Genomic DNA, 19,583 nt, shown 5'->3' on the forward strand with positions numbered 1-19,583 from the left:
TTACCAGTCGAAATCATTGGTTAATATTTCGTCGATGAGGTTTTCCACATCCTGCGGAGTTCGGTTGAAACGCCACAATTCCATGGAGAATAGTACTTGCGATACATTCCCGCTAAATCTTCTGCGCACCCCTACGAGGTTATCTCCTTGCCATCCACTCAATGGAGTGAGCTCGGTGCGGTAGTAGTTTTCTGCATCGGCAGATTTCACGATAGGTGTAATTCCTACTAATACGTTGTTGGATTGCAACAGTGGATAGGTTGCCGAATCCGTTACCGGATAGGTCGCACTATCTGGGTAAACACGTACGAGTCCAGAACTTCTTACCACATCAGTCATCGGGTAGGTTCCGACAATGCCTGATAGGTCTGAAAGCGTTCCAAATGAAGTGGTCACCAAGATTTTCTTTCCCGCATCTGTGTATTCCTGGACCGCAGGGCCCATCAAGGCAAGTAGAGGACCGGTCTGACCTGTCGCCTGATTTTGGAATACCTGTGCGTCGGAATGAATAAACAGGCGGTCGTATTGTTTCAATATATGGTTGACGGTTGGCGACCAGAAGGCAGGCTGTAGTTCGCCGCCATTGATGCCGTAGTCGAGAAAGTCGTAGTTGATATTCAAGTTTGAGAGAATCGTAGCATATTGACTCGTCACACTTGAACTCTGTCCGCTCACAACGAGCAGGTCGGATGTAGGCAAAACGAGGGTTACCGCGTCGGCTGTATCCACTTCGGAATAGCTGTTGGCAATATCCTTTGTTCTGAGGTACATGGTGTTGGTTCCTCCAGCTTCGAGTCCGTCTATGGTCATCGATTGTGGAGAGTTGTCGTTGGCGAAGTACACTTCGGCCGTAGTTGGTCCCGATGGGGTGTTCGGGTCGAGCACAAAGGTTAGAAGCTTTTGATTCGGTGGAATTTGGTACCAAGTACCGTTGTTGAATCGCACTTCGGCTTCAATGATGGTTTCGTCCCCATCTTGGTCGGTAGCATTCCATCTGTACGTAGCTACGCCGATGGATGTTCCTTTTGTTTGAACGTCGGTATCGATTTCAGAAACCGGCGGTGTGTTTTTAAGCGGAATACGCAAGTCGGCTGGTGATGGATCACGGAGTGAGTCGTTGTCTAGCGCTCTCACATAAAGGTTGATGTCAACCGAATCCTGTCCAGCGGGGATATCGAATTGGAAAGTGCTGTCCTGGAGAGTAGTAAATCCCCAGTTTTGGTTGTCGAGGCTAACTTCATAACCAACAACGTAACCGTCTTTATCAGTTCCGTACCAACTCAATCGAACAACAGAGTTCAATCGGTTTTCTCCAACCAAGTTTATTTCCTCCACGGAAATCTTGGTTTGAGGCGGGGTGTTGGCCACCGGTTCACCTTCGTCGCATCCAAAGAGGAATGCCAGTGAAGAAAGGAGTAACAGTCTTTTCATAGGTCGGTATCCCGAGATAGAAAAAGAAGGAGGGCACCGAGGCACCCTCCTTTCAAAATTTATTGAGCTACAACGATACGCGCACTGTGAATGCGGTTCTCATTGTCCATAATTCTCATGATGTATGCACCTTCGCGCAATCCTGCAAGGTTCAATTCAACACGAGAGTCGTTTGTTTTTTGATCGATAATCACACGACCCGAAAGGTCGAATAACTGTACCGCTACAATCTGGCTTCCTTCAAGCTCCACGTTCAAGCGTCCTGAAGTTGGATTCGGGAACGCGCGCAACTCAGCTTGTGAGTTCCATTCGCGAACTGAGATTGAAGATTGTGGAAGGTCAGTAGTGTCCAATGTGATGTTAGCTCCGATGAAGTCATCGTTGTTTCTAGGAAGCAAACGGTAGTTTGAGAATCCGTAGAAAAGTACACCGCGAACGGCGTCGAAGGTCATCGTATCCGCCACAACAATCGCAGGAACTTCCATTTCACCGTCAACTGTTTCATAAACTGTGTCGGTTACGAGCTGAACGTAAAGTGAAGACTGCGAAGAGCCACTCTGACGACCCGCTAGGATGCGTCCAGATGTTTGACGTGAGGCCCCAACAACGTCTGATACGCTGTAGTCACCAAAGCCCATGTTCTCTTCGTTGATGGTAAGCTTCTGGTTGTTCGGCAAACGGTATTCTACCAATACACCTTCGTACTTCTCCCAACCAAAGTTGGCTTGAGCAGCGCTGTCGGTTGGATCGATAACTGTAGGCTGGATAGTCGCACGGTTTCCAGTAAGCTGGATGTTTGAAACAACTACCTGAGTCATTCCAAAGTTTTCGTTAACCTGACCAGTGATGATTACTTCCTCATCGCGGAAGTAGTTGCTGATGCCAGCACCAATACACCATACACCACTCCATTCAGATCCGCCTTCGTCCTGTACGTAGAGGTAGCCAAGGTCGTGGCGCTTCGTAGAAGCAGTAACGATTCCTCTGAAGGTAACCGTCTGTCCAACAAGTGGAGAGTTTCCGCTTCCGTCCAAAGAGAACTGGATGTCAAAGATTTTCAAACCGCCATCGCGCACGAAGTAGTACTCGAAGTTTGGCTCTGCAGCTCCAATTGGAGTAGTCGGGTAGTAAGAGTCGTTTCCTTGGTCATCCGTAGACTTGATGTAGTAGCGTACCAAAGTTCCATCAGGGTAGTTCGGGATGGTGAACTCGTACTCGTCAGTTGTTCCACCTACAAGGCTCAAAGGCTGACGTGGGAACTGAGACGGGTCAAGCGTAGTATCGGCAGTGAAGTAAACAAAGGCAGAATCAACAGTACCGTCGAAGTCTGTAATGTTCATCGTCAAGTCTACCGACTGGTTGCTTGTTGGAATGGCAGGGTCACGGTCAAAGTTGCTGATGTACGGAGGTGCAAAACCTACGTCGTAGTGAGCACTGTCGAACGGATTAAGCTCGTATCCGCGAGATCCGCTGTTGAGGAAACATCCGTTTCCGTCGTGGCGAAGGATACCGCTCAAGCTGTTGTAGAAAGTACCTGGAACTGGTGGGTTAAACGAACCAGTTGCCTGTGGTGAGAATGGGTTTACCGTTTGGTGAGAAGGGAGCTTCTGTGCCAAGAAACGGTCGGATACGTTAATCACGTTTCCATTTCCATCAACTACGTTAAAGCTAACACGGCTGTTGCCGCTGAAGTAAATCACCTCTGTAACGGTTACGTTTTGAAGGGTGATGTAGGTGTTCTCCCACTGCTCTCCAGTAGTTGGAATGTTCACACGGTTGTTGTCATTCAAGTCAGCCAATGGAACAATTGCAGATGACGGAGCTGTGGTTGAACCAAGAATGGTGAATGAGTTTCCATCAATTGGTTCGAGCTGAGTTCCGTTGTTGAATGCATTAACCACACCGGTGAACTCGATGATGTCACCCGGAAGGGCAGTCTCGATGTTCGGAAGTGGAAGCAAGTTTCCTTGCGCATTCTGATAAGCACCCATAACCTCAATACCTCCAAACGGAGTTGTGCTACCGCCGTTCGCAGTATCAGCAATGAAAAGGAAAGGACGGTGACCACCTTGAACAGATCCTGAAGCAACTTCAGAAACGTTACCAGGAGTTACAACCACACCACGCGTAGTGATGGTGTCGCCAAAGTAGGCGCTTGTGTCATTACAGTTTGCCAGGTCGGTCTGACTCACAAACTGGATTTGGTTGATGTCTACATAAGGATACTGCGCTTGGGCCGCGAAGCCTGCGAAGATCATCATGCAGAGGAGTAGAGCTCTTCTCATACTGTGTGAAGTTTGATGTAGATAATTGGACATGTGTTACTTAATTATGACAAATTGCCCGGTGTACGAATCACCGGTGTCGAGGTCTTCAACCGAGAACATGTAGAGTCCGCGGCTGATAATCTGGGAATCTCTCGAAAGAAGGTCCCAAGCGTGTTCGCCTCCAGAGAAAACATTTTCATCTGGATTCTCAGATCCGAAGGTTTGATACCATCGAATATCTCCGCCATCGTAGTTGGCGTCGTGCTGTATTTCGTCAATGAAGTCTCCCGCCGCAGTGTAGATCCGAATCACGCAACGCGCTGGTAGGTTTGCAAAAATGAGCTTGCGACTTTCTTCCTGGAAGTTCGATTGACCTTCCCAGCTTGCGCCAGCATAGTATGGGTTCGGGTACACGAATGGCTCTTTCGCATCCATGTCTTCATTCGGCGTAGTTCCCGCGAAGGCGCGGAAGTCATTCGCCAAGAAGCTCGATTCCAATGATTCCAAGTTGCTCTCCGGGTTACCTTGATCAAATGCCGTTACTGCCACTGCGTTTTGCCATCCGTTCTGAACGTTATCAATCACATATAGATAATGATAGGCCGTTGTGTCGCCTTCAAAGAATACGGGTTGATCGAGGCGAATGCTCTCTAATCCAGTATCGTAAAACAGACCGTTAGCCGGCAGGTCATATTGTGCAACTTCAATGAAATCGCGGGCGAGATCAGGCGTTCCGGTAACGTCGAAACCAAGTCGGCTCAAGTAAACGCGGTACCCTTCGAAGTCAATTTTTTGAGTGATTGGGTCAACCGAACGCTCTGAGTTGTCCGACCAGTAGATTTCAATTTTGTTCTCTTGCGGTACTACTCTTGTGCGAGGAGTTTCTGGCGGACTAGGAAGAATGAAACGCGTGATTTCACCGTCTCCATCCTTGTCTTCGCCCTCATCTAGAATACCGTTGAAGTTGGTATCCTCACCGTTGTAAGCAGTTTGAGCCCAATCGGCATTGCTCACCAATATTTCTTTTTGCTCTGCGGTGTTTGCAGAATTGGGATTGCCATCATCTTTCTTTGCGCCTAGCACAAAGGCAAAAGAGATGTTGATTTCATCTCCTGGTTCAAATCGACGGAAAGGTCCCATGGAAACGAGGTCAGAACGGTTTCCTGAGGCGCCCAACAAATCCTGAATATCCACTCCAGCACCTTGCTGGCAAGGTCCGCCAGCTGGGTCGTCCCAACAAGGGTTGTCATTCAAGCCAAGCGACATCTTTTGATAGCGCTGGTTGTCGTCTTGTGGGAAGAAGAAAAGCGCTTGAGAAGAGTTGTTGAAGATCCAAGAATTGTAGTGTACTGTGTTGTCCTGATCCAACTCCATTTGCCCGGTTACAGAATTGAATGCCGAATCGATTGCAGGGTGATGGAAGCCGTACTTGTCTTCCGCTCCCAAGAACTTTTGGGCAATGTAACTGTCCGTGAAACCTGGGTCGCCAGTTGCATCGAAACAGTAGGCCATCGTTAGGCTGTCGATGTATCCGTTACCACCTTGAGAGTAGAAGGCAGCGCCGCCAGCACCAGCAGGAGTAATGTTGATGTTTCGTACTACCGTATTCGCCCAAAGTGCGATGTACACATCGTCAAAGTAACTCTGACTCGTATTCTTAAATGTGAGGTTCACAATGACGAAGAAATCGCTGAAACGGTAGTTCCAGTTATACGTTTCCATAGTCACCTCAACGTTCATTGGGTTGAGGTGATTTTGAATAGGAATGCTGGTTCCAGGGATCTGGATGTTTTCGTCAGTAAAGGTCGCTACGTAGTCCTGGTGGGAAACGGCGTCGGGAGTAAAGTTGGGGTTGTCGAGAAGTGAAGATCGAACACCTAAACCGTCGCCCGGCTGTGCCGTAAACTCGAAACCTGAACGGCCCGGCGCATATCCTTGAGGAGCGTCGTATGCGGATGTAGACACGCGGACGTTACCACCGTTTTCCAAGCCGCCAATCCAAATTCCAGATTCGAACAAGTGCTCGACTCCAGAGCCAGCAGGGTATTCTCCGGAAGGGTCTCCAGATCCATCTCGATATCCGCGGAAAGCGTTTCCGAACGTGCCAAGATTTGTGATAGTTAAACGAACGTTACTTGCATTCGTTACCCGTTCCTCGAAGCTGGTTTGTCCGATAACCTGTGCGGTAATCAAACTGAAGAATAGTATGAGGGATACGCTGTGCTTCATATTATCGCTTGATGAATTTTGTCATCGCAACACGACCGTTCTGTAGGGTAACACGTGCGAATAGAAGCCCGTTTGGCAAGCTTCCAACATTCATTTCAATTCTTGTATTATCAGGCTTTAACTCCATGATTGTGCGTCCGTTGAGGTCGACAATTTCCAACTTGGATGCTTCTCCAAGGTTATGTGGCCATTCAATCCTGATTAAATCTTCCGTGAGCTGAGCTACTCTGATTTGGTCTCCACCAAATTTTGATTCAGGCAACCCCACCGATTTCTTTTCAATATCAATTTCAAGAACCACGGGAAGGTGGTCGGACATTCCATGAAGCGCGGAAAGCACATTGGCCGGCACACTTAGGTTTACACCATCGGTGATATCATCATTAAAGTGCTCGCCATCATTACCAATTACCTGGAAGCTGTTCACTACGTATTCGATTCCCTCGGCTCCGTTCAAAATTTCATCCGACACGAGGATGTGGTCATAGCGGTCGTCAAGTCCACCTCCTGAGAAACATCCGTTGTTCGTATTTGAGGTACGCGTGCTTTGTGTGTGAATATATCGACTGCCGTAATCGTTGTACCAGTTTCCTACTTCATTTAATGGATCGTAAAGTCTTACTCCAGCAACAGAATAGCTCACAAGGTTCTGGAATGCGGTGGAAGCACCCGTGTTAATGTTGAGGTCGCCACATAGAATCACATTGTCATCCTGTACCTGAGTTTGGATGTACTGCATGGTGGCTAGCGTGGCCGCATTTCTCTGATTCTGGTCTGATGTCGAAGAACCCGCTTTGAGGTGAACTCCAATTACCGTGAAGAATGTAGTGTCAGGGTCCAACCCTCCGAGTAGAGAATCTTTGTAGTAGAATCGGTAGAAGTCGATGACGCGAACCAAGTTTTGATTGTTGCCATCAACGCTGATGTAGGATTGTGAATGTAGCCCAACGTAACGCGTGTCGTAAAAGGCTGCATTAACTAAATCCGAAAAGCTGTTGTTGGTGTATGTTGCCTTTGCCCAGTGATTTACCCCATTGGTGTTGAGGGCGTTGGTCAGTATTCTATCGGTCGGCACACCCGAGTTTGCACCTACTTCCTGGCAAATGAGGATATGTGGAGAAATGTGATTTACGATGGTTTCGAGATACCCATCTTTCTGACTCGATGAGTTGTTCGTACCGTCACACCAATTTGTTGTATTTCTGTAATTCAACAAATTGTATGTCATGACCTTGATTCGCTCGTTGTTTTGAGCCTGAGCGAAAATGTTAAAAAACAAGATGGTCAGAAGGAGTCCGTAGACTTTCTTCATGCATACTATTCATTTACCCGTTCCCGCTGAAAACCAGCCCGATTCTAGGTCCCGATAAAGGAGAACAAAGGTAGATATGTGGGCTAAATCCGACAAGCCCTAATGTTAACCACAGTTTAATTTTTAACGACGCTTGGTGGTGTCACGAGTGTCGTTCCACTCGAAAATGTACTCTGGTTCTGGCTCCGCGTTATCTTCCTTCCCATTTAATAAGTCGCGAAGTTCTTGACCTTCCGCTCGCCATTCGTCTTGAATGCCTTGTTGAAGAAGCGAACGATCTAGTGTTATACTCGGATTGTCGAGGGTGCCGTAAATGCGGACAGGGATTTGAGGCTGCTCTCTTGTGGATTCTTGGATGAACTCGCTCAGCTCATCGTTCGTACGGCGTCGAGTGCCCAGGGCATCAAGGAGTTTCAACTTCAGGGAATAGTCGATATCGTTGGCAAAACTGTGATCACCTTCAACCCAAAGCTCGAGTACGGAGCTTTTCACGGTCATTCCCGGAATGTGAATGTTTTCGTTGTTGATGCTAAGATGATTCTCGAGAGTTTCAAAGTGTACGTCTCGCAGTTCGGATACATCGGCGAATCTAGACAAAGACTCTAGCGGCTTGTAATTTACCAGTCTACCGTTCCGAATCTTGAAGTCGGTTTCGGATTTCAAGCTTGGAATAACCGGTTTCATGTCCTCGTTAAAGTAGATGCTAACGGCGTAGTCGACATCAGCTTTGCCGTATATATTGTCTGCGGTGAGACTTTGCTGACCGAAGTTTTCGAATTGTGTGAAGAGGTCGGTGATATCCACATTTACAAGCGAACCATTTGTGGTTAGCAAGAAATTGCTGCCCTCTGGATGCCAACGGAAGTTGGATTTCACGTTTCCACCAGCTGCCGCGAAGCGAAGGTTGTTCCCAATGATGTCTTTGCCTTGGCTGTAAAATTGTCCGGCAAGTTTCGTGGCAGAGAAGGTTTTGTGTTCAAATTCATCAACGGTAAGGGCAACGTTGAAATCAAATCGAAAGGGCTCTTCCTTCGGCGCGGATTCTTCTCTGTGATTCAGTTCCCATGCGAAGATGTCTTCTAGGTTGAGGTGGTCGGAATGAAGAGACATTCTAAATGTAGGCATTGGAGTTTCTCCGAATACCAGGGCGTTCTCAATCGTTCCTCTCGCTTTGAAATCCGAGCTTCCAGATTCGAAAGCTAGGTTCTCCACTTCGATATTTGCTCCGGCAAAGGTCAGTGCCGCAGATAGATTGGCCATATCGAGGCCTGAGTTGCGGACTTTCAAGCTTCCTTCCGTTAGGTTCATTGACCCTTTTAGGTAGGCCCCTTGAAGGCCGTCAGCTTGAATGTCGCCAAAACTCGAATAGCGCTTTCTGATGTCGAAGCTACCTGAAAGCGTTCCACTAGCGGATTCCCAGAAGTTTGTACCTGCCAGGGTGAGTGCTTCTTCAAAATCGAGATTGAGATTGCCGTTTGTTGAAACGGTTGGAGAGGTGAAATTTCGAATACTGAGGTTGCCACTCAGTTCGCCGGTTTTTGTTCGCGCGGAAATTCGCTCTATTCGGAGTATCGCATCTTCCAGTCGACCTCGCTCTCCATTGTCAAAGTGGCCGTCGAACGACATTCCCGACAAATGAAGACCGGATTTTTTGAGGTCTAGGCGACCACCGCTTACGCGTGTGTCGGCCGAAATAAACGCTTGCTTGTCTTCGATGTGAATCTGCATATCCAACGCGAAGGTTCCGTCGGCATCCACGAGTGACTTATCCGGTAAGAACTGCTTTGGAAGCATTGAAATGAACCGAGCTAAGGGAAGCGATTGTCCGGTTAGTTCCCAGTGATTTGTGGATCCTGAGATATAGCCGTTTGCATTCATGGCAAGACCTTCGAGTTCAATTTGTCCGTCTTCAATAAAGGTGGAATCGCCTGTACTTCTGAAATTGAGCTGTGCGGCAATCTTTCTATTGGGTAGGTATTCAACTTCTTCAGTCGTGAGCGATCGAATGGCTCCACGCCAAGTGAGCGAGCTCGCAAACTCTCCGGAGGTCAGTCCACCTTTGAGTCTGAGGTCGGATGCTTGCAGAATTGTTTCAACCTTGGCGCCTTGGTCGTAGAAATAGATGCGCGTGTTGTTGAAATGGACATCTTCTAAGGCAATGTTCAGTGCGTTTTCTGAAGTATCGGCACTCTCCTTCCAGAAGTGGAAGTTATCTCGACCGGTTCGGTAGATTCGAAGCTCGACGTTGCCTTCATCGAAGGCGATGCCCTTGAGTTCGTATTCCGATTGAATGAGCTTCCAGAGGTTGAATTCGAAGTACACATTCTGGAAGTAGAAAAGAGTATCTTCTGAAGTGGTGGGATATACCTCTTTGCAGAAGACTTCGCTGAAGCGGAAGCTTACATCTGGAAAGCGTGAAAAGAAATCGAGCTCTATGGAGCCCACTTTTAAATCGGTGTCGAGGTACTCATTCACCTCTGAAACGAGGGCGCCTCGAAGCTTTTCCTGGTTGGTGTATAGGTATGCGAATGCGATTCCGAGAAGCACGATAACCGTGAGTAAAACACTCACGGTCCATCGTACAATTCGTTTTAGGATTTTCCTTTTTGGAGCCCCTTGTTCGCTCATTTTTGCGCTGCTGTGATTCCGGATGTGAAATTACAACCGGATGCTAGGGCAACGAAAGAGGTAGTTCGGATATTTTTCAACGACCGAACGTTAACGGGTTTTAAGGAAGTTTACCTCGTCCTTGGTAAGGAAGCGATAATGTCCGCGGTTCAAACTTTTCTTGGTCAGGCCGGCAAACGACGTTCTGTCCAATTTGATTACCTCATAGCCGAGGTGTTCAAACATTCTACGAACGATTCTATTCTTCCCAGAGTGAATTTCCACGCCGATTTGGGATTTCGACTTATCGTCGATGTACGAAAGCGCATCTGGCGCAATCTTTCCGTCTTCGAGTTCGACCCCAGCAAGGAGTGCGTCGAAATCACCACGCTTAAAGTTCTTATCGAGCTGTACGGCGTAGATTTTTCTCGCACCGTGAGAAGGGTGTGTAAGCTTCTTGGCAAGATCACCGTCGTTGGTGAAGAGCAAAACCCCTGTGGTCGCTCTATCGAGACGCCCTACTGGGTAAATTCGCTCTTTGCAAGCTCCACCGATCAGGTCCATAACCGTCTTTCTCGCTTTTGGGTCGTCCATAGTCGTAAGGAAACCTTTTGGCTTATTGAGAAGGAGGTATTGTTTCGCTTCGGCGCGGATCAGTTCGCCGTTGTAGCGTACTTCATCGCTTGACTTCACCTTAGTTCCGAGCTCTGTTACCACCTTTCCATTGATGGAAACAAGTCCGGCTTGGATGAGATTGTCGGCCTCCCTACGGCTGCTGATTCCTGCAACCGAAAGGAATCGGTTGAGGCGCATGTCCTGGTTGAGGTCGCGAATGCTCTCAGCTTGTCTACGTTTTGGCTTGTAGAACTTCTTTGGTGCTTCAGAAGAGGATTCAGCATGAGCGGGTTTGCTACCACGTTGTTGTTGTGGTTTGTTGCCCCGTGCCTGCGGTCCTCTCGGATGGCTCGAAGAGTTGGGCTTACGTCCGCCTCCTCGATTTGGCCTTCTAGTATTCATATCCTCTGTTGTTTTAAGGGGTGCAAATGTACGTATAAGATACGGACTGAAAATACAAGAACCCTTTTATTTTCAGTGGCTTATGCTCTGGGATAGAACGCGTCCTGAATGTGAATCACTTGCGGTTTTGGACCTGCATAGTACACTGCCACAAGATCAAATCTGGTGTCGCCATTCCAGTCGTGATCTTGGATATATCTATCGGCTGCCCTTAACATACATGCTTCTTTCTGCGGAGTGATGAAATCCTCTGGTACGCTGTACGTATTGGTTGCCCTAGTTTTCACTTCTACAAAGATGAGTGTGCTCCTGAATTTTGCCAGTATATCGATTTCATCTCGGCCAAGTTGGAGGTTTCTTCCGATTATTCGATAGCCGATTCCTACGAGATAATCTACGGCAGCTTGTTCGCCCTCGGCTCCTTTTCGTTTGTTGTGCATGGTGTCCATGTGGCAAATATGGAGGAAGGTGAGTGGTGTAGTCGTGTGTTAAACGTTTACTTGCGTTTGCAAACGGGTAGGGGCTGGGTGTGTTTCTTGCTCGGTGTTTCTCCCGACTACCGGCGAGAGAACCCCATGACGCCCCTGCGATCTCTTTCCGCCACGCAAATCCTCAATATTCTCCGCGAGAAACCTCCGTGCCCCCTGTGACTCTGTGTGAGGTTCCCACCCCGCTTCGCGAACTCTCCCCACTCCCACACATCTCATATATTCTCTGCGAGAGATCAATCAATTCCCTCCTTGAGATTCCTAAGTTTCATTTTGAATTACTCAACTTGCAGGAGAATTGTGATACCCTTCCTCTCGGCTTTTGTATATTATGTAGGCTTTGCGATGTACGAGGAGTCGAAATCAAACCAAACCTCGCTATCATGACTTTATCTGAAAGACGAAATCAACTTCTAACGATGCTTAAAAATGCAGACGACCTGCTAATCTCTAAACTCGAGTTGGTCGTTGCGAATCATATAAAAGGAACTAGTGGGTCAGTTGAAGAGCTTCCTGAAGACATTCAGGCTATGTTGACCAGAAGCCTAGATGATATTAGGAATGGAGAAGTACGCTCTCACGAGAATGTGATGTCTGACTTCAGAGAAAAGTATGGAAAGCCCAAAAAGAAATGAATGTCATCTGGTCGAGAACGGCTGAGACATCCTTTCAAGAAGAGTTAGACTTCATCCAGCGTAAATGGGGCTCCATCCAAGTAATTGAATTTCTCAACCTGGTCGACAAACACATTAATACTCTTAAGTCAGGTTTAATTCTTGGAACTTCATTGATGGGATACGACGCATATAAGTGGGTGATCTCGAAGCAAACATCTCTCATCTATATGGTAGACGAGGATACCATTTACCTTATTCTGTTTTGGAACAATAAAAGAAGGCCGTCGAGCTTCAAAAGATATCTAGAAAGATAAGGGAAGGTGTTTTTCGCCCGACGGTGGTCAGGCAAGCCGTAAAACCGGAATAGGCAAAACCGCAAATCATCAATATTCTCCGCGAGAAACCTCCGTGCCCCCTGTGACTCTGTGTGAGAACCCCAACCTGCTCCACATTCGGCATGTGCTAAAGCAACATGCCTGTTACCTTGGAGTATAGTTCAGCATTCGATTTCATGACATCATTGGGCGCTCTCCATGTTCCTTTTGCCTTTTACGCATCTCGATGATTTTGGAATTGAGTTTTTGCGGCTTGCCTGACCACCGGCGGGAGAACCCCATGACGCCCCTGCGATCTCTTTCCGCCACGCAAATCTTCACATTCTCCGCGAGAAACCTCCGTGCCCCCTGTGACTCTGTGTGAGTATCTCCACCCCGCTTCGCGAACTCTCCCCACTCCCACACATCTCATATATTCTCTGCGAGAGCCTAATCTCCGTAGATCAACCTCGCCCCACCATCAACCTCCAACCGCACCCTGGCCCCAATTTCAACCGCCCTATTGTCTTCAAGATGACCAATCGGGAAGCCAAAGCCCACTGGAATTTTGAAGGGTTTTAGATGACGAGCAATGATTTCTTCCGCGTGCTCACCAAACGAAACTGTGTTGTCATTCATGGCCGTCATTCCACCTACGACCAGCCCAGAGATTTTATCAAACCAACCGTTTCTTCTGAAATTCATCATCATTCTATCGATGTGATAGAGGTATTCATCTAAATCCTCAATGAACAGAATATTGCCATCCAGATTAGGCTGTGAAGTAGAGCCGAGTATTGAGTACAGCATGGATAGGTTGCCGCCAACTAATACCCCCTCTGCGGTGCCGGGTTGATTGAGTTCATGAGGCCGTGCACTTAAATCAATTGCCCTTGAAAACAAAGCCTGCTTGAGCGAATCGAGTGCTAGTTCTGTGTTTGAGTTCACATTTATAGGCATGGTGGCGTGAAGTGTGGAATAGCCAAATCGACTGGCTTCGCCGTGAAGAGCTGTCACATCACTGTAACCGATAATCCACTTTGGGTTCTGCGCAAATCCTTCCCAGTTTAACTCGTCTACAATCCGAACTGTTCCATATCCTCCGCGGCAGCACCATATTGCACGAGCAGTGGGGTGGTCCAAACACCATTGTAAGGCTTTCCGTCGAGTTTCATCATTTCCAGCAAATTGATTTTCAACCTCATGTAGACCAGGTGCCTTTTCCCATTTCAATCCATTTTTTTCCAACCAAGCAATGGCGGGTTCTAGCTCTTCGGGACTTATTTTTCGTGCCGTTGATGTAAAGAGTACGGTGTCTCCCGGAGCTAGTGATTGTGGGCGTATCATGTAAATTGAATGTGCAGTTTCGAGTCATTCGAAGGTACGAAACTGAGCATTCGCTTCTTCGATGTGTGGATTGTACTTTTGTGCTTCAAATTATCAAGATGCAAGATCCCAAGAGATATACGATTACGGCAGCTTTGCCCTATGCCAACGGCCCGATTCACATCGGTCACCTTGCAGGATGTTACCTTCCGGCCGACATCTATGTGCGTTACCTTCGTCTGAAAGGAAAGGACGTGCAGTTTATGTGTGGGTCCGACGAGCACGGCGTAGCTATCACCATGAAAGCTAAAAAAGAGGGGATTACTCCTCAAGAAGTGGTTGATCGATATCACACAATGATGAAAGATGCCCTGAACGATTTTGGGATTTCTTTCGATCATTATTCCCGCACGAGTAGCGAGGTTCACAAGGAGACCGCATCGGAGTTTTTCAAGAATCTTTATGAGAAAGGTGTTTTTGAAACTCGCGAAACTGAACAGTATTTCGATGAAGAAGCCAATCAGTTTTTGGCAGATCGATACATCATGGGTACTTGTCCCGTGTGCGGACACGAAGATGCCTATGGCGACCAGTGTGAGAATTGTGGTTCAAGCTTGAATCCGACGGACCTAAAGAATCCAAGATCAACACTTTCTGGCGCATCACCCGTTCTCCGAAAGACCACTAACTGGTTCCTTCCCTTAGATAAGCTTGCGCCTAAGATTCGTGAGTTCATTGAGAAACACAGCGATTGGAAGCCCAACGTTTATGGTCAATGTAAGAGTTGGCTCGACGCAGGGGATGGTCTACAGCCAAGGTCCATGACGCGCGATCTCGATTGGGGCGTGCCCGTACCTGTAGAAGGTGCAGAAGGTAAAGTCCTTTACGTTTGGTTCGATGCGCCGATTGGGTACATCAGTGCAACGAAGGAGCATTTGGGTGATGACTGGGAGAAGTGGTGGAAATCTGAGGATACGCGACTTATCCACTTCATCGGGAAGGATAACATTGTGTTCCACTGTATCATTTTCCCTGCAATCTTGATGGAGCATGGCGAATTTATCCTCCCGGACAACGTGCCAGCCAATGAGTTCTTAAACCTCGAAGGCAAGAAGATTTCAACCTCCCGAAACTGGGCGGTTTGGTTGCATGAGTATCTCGTCGATTTCGAGAACAAGCAAGACATTCTTCGCTACACACTCGCGGCATCCATGCCTGAAACGAAGGATAACGACTTTACATGGGGCGAATTCCAAACCCGCAACAACAGTGAATTGGTTGCCGTGTTTGGAAACTTTGTGAACCGCGTGATGGTCCTCAATCAGAAGTACTACAACGGCGTAGTTCCGTCGCCTGCGGTACTTACAGATGCCGACAAAAGTGCACTCACAGAAGTGAAGACTTCTCTTGAGAAACTTGAAGCATCAATTGAGAACTTTAAGTTTAGAGAGGCACTAAGTGCTTTGATGAATATAGCTCGTACCGGCAATAAGTATTTGGCGGATGAAGAGCCTTGGAAGACTCAAAAGACTGATCCTGTTCGTACGGCGAGCGTTATGCATTGGGCGACTCAAATCACATCTATCTTAGCCGTGGCTTGCGAGCCGTTCTTACCGTTCACATCTCAAAAAATGAGAGGTTTCTTGAATTTAGGTGATGATGTGAATTGGGCTGCTATCAATCGTGGGGTCGAATTATTGAAAGAAGGACACCAACTAGGTAAATCAGAACTTCTCTTCGAAAAAATTGAAGATGAGGAAGTTCAGAAACAATTGAATAAATTGGAGGAATCTGCAAAGTCTCAGGAAGTGGAAACAGTTAATCTTGAACCAGCAAAGGACGAAGCTACGTTTGATGATTTCATGAAAATGGACATCAGAACGGCGACAATTCTGGAAGCTGAGAAAGTAAAGAAGGCTGATAAACTGCTGAAATTGAAAGTAGATACGGGACTCGACGTTCGCACCGTTGTCTCTGGTATTGCGGAACATTTCTCTCCTGATGAAGTTGTAGGTAAGCAAGTGTGCTTGTTGGCAAACTTAGCTCCACGAAAAATTCGCGGCGTAGAAAGCCAAGGCATGATCCTCATGGCAGAAAATGCCGAGGGAAAACTCGTTTTCGTTCGTCCAGAACAGGCAATTGAGAACGGGATGGTAATCGCATAAATCCAAATGGTATGAAGACAAGAGTTTTATGGATGCTTTCTGCAGTAGCCCTCCTGTGGGCCTGTGCTGATGAAGATCCAATTGAAAATCCAAATGACCCAGGTGTTGAGGGCCGATACACCCAGGAAGTTTTCGCTTCAGTAACGGTTCAAGAAGTGCAATATGACGCAGCGAATGACCTGTGGTACGACGTCTACATGCCGGAGAATGACGATGACACCGAGCGACGAGTAGTGATTTTAGGTCACGGTGGAGCATTCGTAGGCGGCAATCGCAAGAACGACTTGATGGCTGACTATGCGACGCGCCTGGCGAAATACGGCTACGTCGTTGTGAGTTACGAGTATCGATTAGCAGCAGGAATAAATGATATGTTGGATAGTACTTCATCGATTGGAGTCGTGGCCAGAAGTTTGGCAGATGCTACCACGGTTTTTGATGAAATCAAAGCCTCTGCATCCAACGGAAACCCGTACGGAATAGATCCAATGAATATGGCCATTGGAGGGAATAGTGCCGGTGCTGTATTGGCGCTGCACATGGGATACTTGGATGAGAATGATGTGATTTCTTCAAACCTTCAAGCGGCGTTAGACGCCGAAGGGGGGTGGGACTCTTACTATAATCCAACCGCTGCCACCGAGGTGAAAGCGGTCATTTCGCTTGCCGGGGGAATCTTGAAGACACACTATTTGAACAGTTACGGGCCACAGTTGATTATGGCGCATGGTACGTGGGACAATATTGTGCCTTACGGTTGCAACAACGTTCTCAACTTTACCCAAACGGCCATTGAGCTTTGCGGCACGCAACCACTCGCAATAGAAGCAGAGGCCCGCTCAATAACCCATGCTGAGCTTCTATTCCCAGAAACGCAGCATTGCCCTTGGATTGACGACTTGGCGATACGAGATCAACTCTATGATTTCCTAGTAACGGAACTCGACGAGGCTATGGCCCCATAGTTTTTGCGGGTATCCCGATTCAGTGGTGGTCTCATAGTTCAATGGATAGAATAGAAGTTTCCTAAACTTTTGATCTAGGTTCGATTCCTAGTGAGACCACCAGTGTTATCGGGGTGTATTGCACAGACGGAAATTCACATCTCCAGCATTTCGTGGACTTCAATTTCGCAGCTCTGCTCCCAGCCCGAGTTGTGCGGGTGATCTTTTAAGAGTTTTAGAATTTCATCCATGTTTTCGCCTTGCATGATGGAGTAGCCACAAAGTTGTTTGGTCGAGTCAGACGTATCGCCCCCAACTGCTATTCGCTTTCCGTAGGCCAGTGGATTTCCGAGATTGACGACATGTCCTTCGGCTTTTGCGGCCCAGTCGGTCCACATCTTCATTCCTTCTTCTCGCTGTTCAGGAGTAGAGTCGCTCATCTGAGTTAGAGCGTCCAGTCTTGCGTAATATGTAACCAGGTAGTTCTTCATGGCCATATGAGTTTTAGTTTCCTGTAAATTAATCAATTGAATCGACAGGAGGACTAAACTCACGTTACGGCAGCGATGCTTTTGAGCTTATGAGTGGGAAGAAGTGACTCCGCCAGGAATCGAACCTGGATCTTGGGTTCCGGAGACCCACGTACTATCCATTGTACTACGGAGCCGGGTTTGCGAAAGTACGGAGTTTGAAAGAAGTTCGCCGATTTGAGGGAACCTAATTTCAATAGTTTTAGTCAAACTGAACGGTCAACCCAAAGTTTACCAACTCTGGAAAACCGAAGCCCACTTGTATACCGACAAAATCTACTTCGGGGTGGTACCTGTATCCAAAAGCAACACTCGGAAGCGCGCCGCTTTGGTCTCGCTTTGTCTCTACGAAACCCATCAATCCAATTTGAGTTTCAAGCCAATGACCGTTTCCGCCGGAGACATCATACAGCGCTTGAAAGCGAGTACTCAATCCAGCAAAATCACTAAAGAACAGGCCATCATCGTTCGTGGCATTAAAGGAGACGAGATACGTCGTGAGCCCCAACCTCCAATTGCTAGTCTGACTAACAAAAAACCTATACTCATATCCGAGTTGAAAGGAGGTAGCTGCACTTCCGATTAGTCCCAGTCTGACAGATCCAAAATGTCTCGGAAGGGTGTTTGAAGGTTCACTAACCTGAGCGCTAGCGCATAGGGAACTTAGCAGTATTAGAAAACAGACGAGTCGTTTCATAGAGAGAGTATTAGAAATTCTCGAATTATCTGCGTGAGCGAACTTCGCTCGATATGATTATCCTAAAATAGCTATTTCAAGCTGAGCTGGATAGGCGTGCAAGTGCCTTTGGTTATTACCTGGAGCAAACCCGGTAAGGTGTCACCTTCAGCTTCTTTTAGTTCGTTGACATCGTAATCCGACAGTAAATCAGTCACGTCTTTACTTAGGCCATTTGCTAACCAAGGGTGCATGTTCACCGGAGCATTGATCATGTAGATGGCCGTATCAGCATCGTAAACCGCCACATCAGCGGTGTTGTAGTCACAAGAACCACCTTCTTTGTGTCGTATTGTGCAACTGAAGAGTACAAGCGATAAGCTTGCAATTGCTGCTATGCGAAGCGCTTTGCTCATGATGCACTTTCGATTTGAGATTGTAGCTCTTTTTTCTCCTTTTCCCATGATTTCTTGTCAGCCTCATGCGCCTTGCGAGCAGCATCTAGATCACCTTCTAATTCGGCAACTTTCGACTCCAAAGAAGAAACTGATTTCTTCAATTTCACAATGGTCTCATCGCGTTCCGCTACGGTGTGAATGAGCTCGTCACGTTTCTCTTCAAGACCATCAATCATCTGTCGACTGCGTTGCTGCGTGAGGAAGACATAGCCCACGTAAATAGCTACGCCGACACCCAAAGCATACTGCATGTACGTCATGGTCTTAGGAGAGGCCGACGAGAAGAGCAGCGCGGCATATGCTATAGCGAGTAGTACGGCTACGGAGAGGACGAATAGTTCAATCTGCTTGATTTTCATCGAGGTAGGTCTTGGAGTTGTTCGTTGTTCTAGTGGTCAAGTTAACAATTCTCTCAATTCCTACTTCATTTTACACTTGTCTTCTTCTCAATAAATAGGGCGGAGGATACCCGTAGGCGTGCAGCACCCGCATTCCTACCACCAGGTGAATATCAGTATAACGGTCTACGGATATCCCCACGCCACATTAAGTACTAATCAACTGCTTCGTCCGAATTCGTCTCAGTAGCGCCCAAGTACCCACCACACTCCCCAAAAGAAGGAGCACAATCTCAAACTCATCTAGTGGAGCAGGAGTTGCTGGGTTGTCGGGCTGAGCGATCACAACGAACGACAGGCACGTGAATAGTCCCATCATTACTTTTCTTTTCATTGGCTGGTGATGTTTTGGTTTGATGCAAACATCCTCCATTTCGCAGGTTAATAACCGAATCTCACGGGGACAAATCGTGGACAATCACATCTTTTGGGTGGACGGATGGTGGACAAGCACGTGATTCAGGTAGGCATCAAGCGAAATTCCATCGGGAAGGTCTAGTTTCTTTTTAAGTCTGTATTTCGACTTTTTTACACTGTCTGAAGCCATGTAAAGCTCCTTTGCTATGGTGTGGTTCGACAATCCACGCGCCGTAAGAAGCGCAATTTGCAGATCACGTTCGCTTAGGTGGGGGTTCTTCGACATCAAATGCAATTCAAAGCTCACGGGTGGGCGACTGCTTTGCCACTTGCGATGCCACAGTATCGCGGTTGACAGTACGAAGAATAGGTTGAGGAGAATGGATACGGCTTGCCATCCTCCGATGCCAAGTTCGAGCAATGTAGTTTCCATGGTTGTTTGATTTG

18 protein-coding genes and 2 tRNA genes are annotated in these 19,583 nt (G+C 47.4%); 5 read left to right on the top strand and 15 right to left on the bottom strand.

Translation table 11 applies throughout. The features are described from left to right. From F8C67_RS05590 to F8C67_RS05620, 7 genes are all read right to left on the bottom strand, one after another. Window positions 1-1,431, bottom strand: a complete 1,431-nt coding sequence (locus F8C67_RS05590) for a hypothetical protein (RefSeq protein WP_151666837.1) — start codon at window positions 1,429-1,431, stop codon at window positions 1-3. A gap of 59 nt (window positions 1,432-1,490) precedes the next feature. Continuing rightward, window positions 1,491-3,716 (bottom strand): T9SS type A sorting domain-containing protein, encoded by a 2,226-nt coding sequence (locus tag F8C67_RS05595; RefSeq protein ID WP_170266376.1) that lies wholly within the window; start codon window positions 3,714-3,716, stop codon window positions 1,491-1,493. A gap of 36 nt (window positions 3,717-3,752) precedes the next feature. Continuing rightward, window positions 3,753-5,927, bottom strand: coding sequence for a hypothetical protein (locus F8C67_RS05600; protein ID WP_151666839.1), 2,175 nt, complete (start codon window positions 5,925-5,927; stop codon window positions 3,753-3,755). A 1-nt stretch (window position 5,928) separates the two neighbouring features. Then, entirely contained in the window at window positions 5,929-7,239 is a 1,311-nt protein-coding gene (locus F8C67_RS05605; RefSeq protein ID WP_151666840.1) for a T9SS type A sorting domain-containing protein, read from the bottom strand. Between the two features lie 123 nt (window positions 7,240-7,362). Continuing rightward, window positions 7,363-9,867, bottom strand: coding sequence for an AsmA family protein (locus F8C67_RS05610; RefSeq protein ID WP_151666841.1), 2,505 nt, complete (start codon window positions 9,865-9,867; stop codon window positions 7,363-7,365). A 90-nt stretch (window positions 9,868-9,957) separates the two neighbouring features. Beyond that, window positions 9,958-10,863, bottom strand: a complete 906-nt coding sequence (locus F8C67_RS05615) for a pseudouridine synthase (RefSeq protein WP_151666842.1) — start codon at window positions 10,861-10,863, stop codon at window positions 9,958-9,960. 80 nt (window positions 10,864-10,943) lie between these two features. Beyond that, window positions 10,944-11,312, bottom strand: coding sequence for a YraN family protein (locus F8C67_RS05620; protein ID WP_151666843.1), 369 nt, complete (start codon window positions 11,310-11,312; stop codon window positions 10,944-10,946). Between the two features lie 422 nt (window positions 11,313-11,734). On the opposite strand from F8C67_RS05620, the gene F8C67_RS05625 reads away from it, so the two are divergent. Together F8C67_RS05625 and F8C67_RS05630 are read left to right on the top strand one after the other, a co-directional pair. Continuing rightward, window positions 11,735-11,986 carry a hypothetical protein gene (locus F8C67_RS05625; protein ID WP_151666844.1) on the top strand — a complete coding sequence of 84 codons (252 nt, stop codon included), beginning with the start codon at window positions 11,735-11,737 and terminating at the stop codon, window positions 11,984-11,986. Then, window positions 11,983-12,282, top strand: a complete 300-nt coding sequence (locus F8C67_RS05630; RefSeq protein ID WP_151666845.1) for a type II toxin-antitoxin system RelE/ParE family toxin — start codon at window positions 11,983-11,985, stop codon at window positions 12,280-12,282. Before F8C67_RS05625 ends, F8C67_RS05630 begins: the two co-directional genes overlap by 4 nt. A gap of 450 nt (window positions 12,283-12,732) precedes the next feature. Here F8C67_RS05630 and F8C67_RS05635 read toward each other — a convergent pair whose 3' ends face one another. Beyond that, window positions 12,733-13,629: a S66 peptidase family protein gene (locus F8C67_RS05635; RefSeq protein ID WP_151666846.1), complete on the bottom strand. Its 897-nt coding sequence runs from the start codon at window positions 13,627-13,629 to the stop codon at window positions 12,733-12,735. 98 nt (window positions 13,630-13,727) lie between these two features. Between F8C67_RS05635 and metG the strand changes: the two genes are divergently transcribed. From metG to F8C67_RS05650, 3 genes are all read left to right on the top strand, one after another. Next, window positions 13,728-15,773, top strand: coding sequence for a methionine--tRNA ligase (metG, locus tag F8C67_RS05640; protein WP_151666847.1), 2,046 nt, complete (start codon window positions 13,728-13,730; stop codon window positions 15,771-15,773). 11 nt (window positions 15,774-15,784) lie between these two features. Then, window positions 15,785-16,738, top strand: coding sequence for an alpha/beta hydrolase (locus tag F8C67_RS05645; protein ID WP_151666848.1), 954 nt, complete (start codon window positions 15,785-15,787; stop codon window positions 16,736-16,738). 27 nt (window positions 16,739-16,765) lie between these two features. Then, a tRNA-Arg gene (locus F8C67_RS05650) sits at window positions 16,766-16,840 on the top strand. Window positions 16,841-16,872: 32 nt separating this feature from the next. Here the strand turns inward: F8C67_RS05650 and F8C67_RS05655 are convergent. The 7 genes from F8C67_RS05655 to F8C67_RS05685 all read right to left on the bottom strand — a co-directional run bounded on the left by F8C67_RS05655 (window position 16,873) and on the right by F8C67_RS05685 (window position 19,569). Next, window positions 16,873-17,208 (bottom strand): hypothetical protein, encoded by a 336-nt coding sequence (locus F8C67_RS05655; protein ID WP_151666849.1) that lies wholly within the window; start codon window positions 17,206-17,208, stop codon window positions 16,873-16,875. Between the two features lie 104 nt (window positions 17,209-17,312). Beyond that, window positions 17,313-17,384 (bottom strand) — tRNA-Arg (locus tag F8C67_RS05660). Between the two features lie 65 nt (window positions 17,385-17,449). Then, complete coding sequence (locus tag F8C67_RS05665; RefSeq protein WP_151666850.1) at window positions 17,450-17,944, bottom strand: hypothetical protein; 495 nt, start codon at window positions 17,942-17,944, stop codon at window positions 17,450-17,452. A 71-nt stretch (window positions 17,945-18,015) separates the two neighbouring features. After that, window positions 18,016-18,339, bottom strand: a complete 324-nt coding sequence (locus F8C67_RS05670; protein WP_151666851.1) for a hypothetical protein — start codon at window positions 18,337-18,339, stop codon at window positions 18,016-18,018. Next, the gene (locus tag F8C67_RS05675) at window positions 18,336-18,740 is read right to left on the bottom strand and encodes a hypothetical protein (RefSeq protein ID WP_151666852.1); all 405 of its coding nucleotides are present in this window, start codon (window positions 18,738-18,740) and stop codon (window positions 18,336-18,338) included. The genes F8C67_RS05670 and F8C67_RS05675 overlap by 4 nt, the downstream gene beginning before the upstream one ends. Window positions 18,741-18,927: 187 nt before the next feature. Further along, on the bottom strand, window positions 18,928-19,113 hold the full coding sequence (locus F8C67_RS05680; RefSeq protein ID WP_151666853.1) for a hypothetical protein: 186 nt from the start codon (window positions 19,111-19,113) through the stop codon (window positions 18,928-18,930). Window positions 19,114-19,197: 84 nt separating this feature from the next. Continuing rightward, complete coding sequence (locus tag F8C67_RS05685; RefSeq protein ID WP_151666854.1) at window positions 19,198-19,569, bottom strand: LuxR C-terminal-related transcriptional regulator; 372 nt, start codon at window positions 19,567-19,569, stop codon at window positions 19,198-19,200. Window positions 19,570-19,583 lie beyond the last annotated feature (14 nt).

Source organism: Phaeocystidibacter luteus, assembly GCF_008933115.1.
GTDB lineage: Bacteria > Bacteroidota > Bacteroidia > Flavobacteriales > Schleiferiaceae > Phaeocystidibacter > Phaeocystidibacter luteus.

Bases quoted from the DNA above. Each gene is read 5' to 3' on its own strand.
- F8C67_RS05590 (WP_151666837.1), bottom strand. From the start codon at position 1,431: ATGAAAAGACTGTTACTCCTTTCTTCACTGGCATTCCTCTTTGGATGC.
- F8C67_RS05595 (WP_170266376.1), bottom strand. From the start codon at position 3,716: ATGAGAAGAGCTCTACTCCTCTGCATGATGATCTTCGCAGGCTTCGCG.
- F8C67_RS05600 (WP_151666839.1), bottom strand. From the start codon at position 5,927: ATGAAGCACAGCGTATCCCTCATACTATTCTTCAGTTTGATTACCGCA.
- F8C67_RS05605 (WP_151666840.1), bottom strand. From the start codon at position 7,239: ATGAAGAAAGTCTACGGACTCCTTCTGACCATCTTGTTTTTTAACATT.
- F8C67_RS05610 (WP_151666841.1), bottom strand. From the start codon at position 9,867: ATGAGCGAACAAGGGGCTCCAAAAAGGAAAATCCTAAAACGAATTGTA.
- F8C67_RS05615 (WP_151666842.1), bottom strand. From the start codon at position 10,863: ATGAATACTAGAAGGCCAAATCGAGGAGGCGGACGTAAGCCCAACTCT.
- F8C67_RS05620 (WP_151666843.1), bottom strand. From the start codon at position 11,312: ATGGACACCATGCACAACAAACGAAAAGGAGCCGAGGGCGAACAAGCT.
- F8C67_RS05625 (WP_151666844.1), top strand. From the start codon at position 11,735: ATGACTTTATCTGAAAGACGAAATCAACTTCTAACGATGCTTAAAAAT.
- F8C67_RS05630 (WP_151666845.1), top strand. From the start codon at position 11,983: ATGAATGTCATCTGGTCGAGAACGGCTGAGACATCCTTTCAAGAAGAG.
- F8C67_RS05635 (WP_151666846.1), bottom strand. From the start codon at position 13,629: ATGATACGCCCACAATCACTAGCTCCGGGAGACACCGTACTCTTTACA.
- metG (WP_151666847.1), top strand. From the start codon at position 13,728: ATGCAAGATCCCAAGAGATATACGATTACGGCAGCTTTGCCCTATGCC.
- F8C67_RS05645 (WP_151666848.1), top strand. From the start codon at position 15,785: ATGAAGACAAGAGTTTTATGGATGCTTTCTGCAGTAGCCCTCCTGTGG.
- F8C67_RS05655 (WP_151666849.1), bottom strand. From the start codon at position 17,208: ATGAAGAACTACCTGGTTACATATTACGCAAGACTGGACGCTCTAACT.
- F8C67_RS05665 (WP_151666850.1), bottom strand. From the start codon at position 17,944: ATGAAACGACTCGTCTGTTTTCTAATACTGCTAAGTTCCCTATGCGCT.
- F8C67_RS05670 (WP_151666851.1), bottom strand. From the start codon at position 18,339: ATGAGCAAAGCGCTTCGCATAGCAGCAATTGCAAGCTTATCGCTTGTA.
- F8C67_RS05675 (WP_151666852.1), bottom strand. From the start codon at position 18,740: ATGAAAATCAAGCAGATTGAACTATTCGTCCTCTCCGTAGCCGTACTA.
- F8C67_RS05680 (WP_151666853.1), bottom strand. From the start codon at position 19,113: ATGAAAAGAAAAGTAATGATGGGACTATTCACGTGCCTGTCGTTCGTT.
- F8C67_RS05685 (WP_151666854.1), bottom strand. From the start codon at position 19,569: ATGGAAACTACATTGCTCGAACTTGGCATCGGAGGATGGCAAGCCGTA.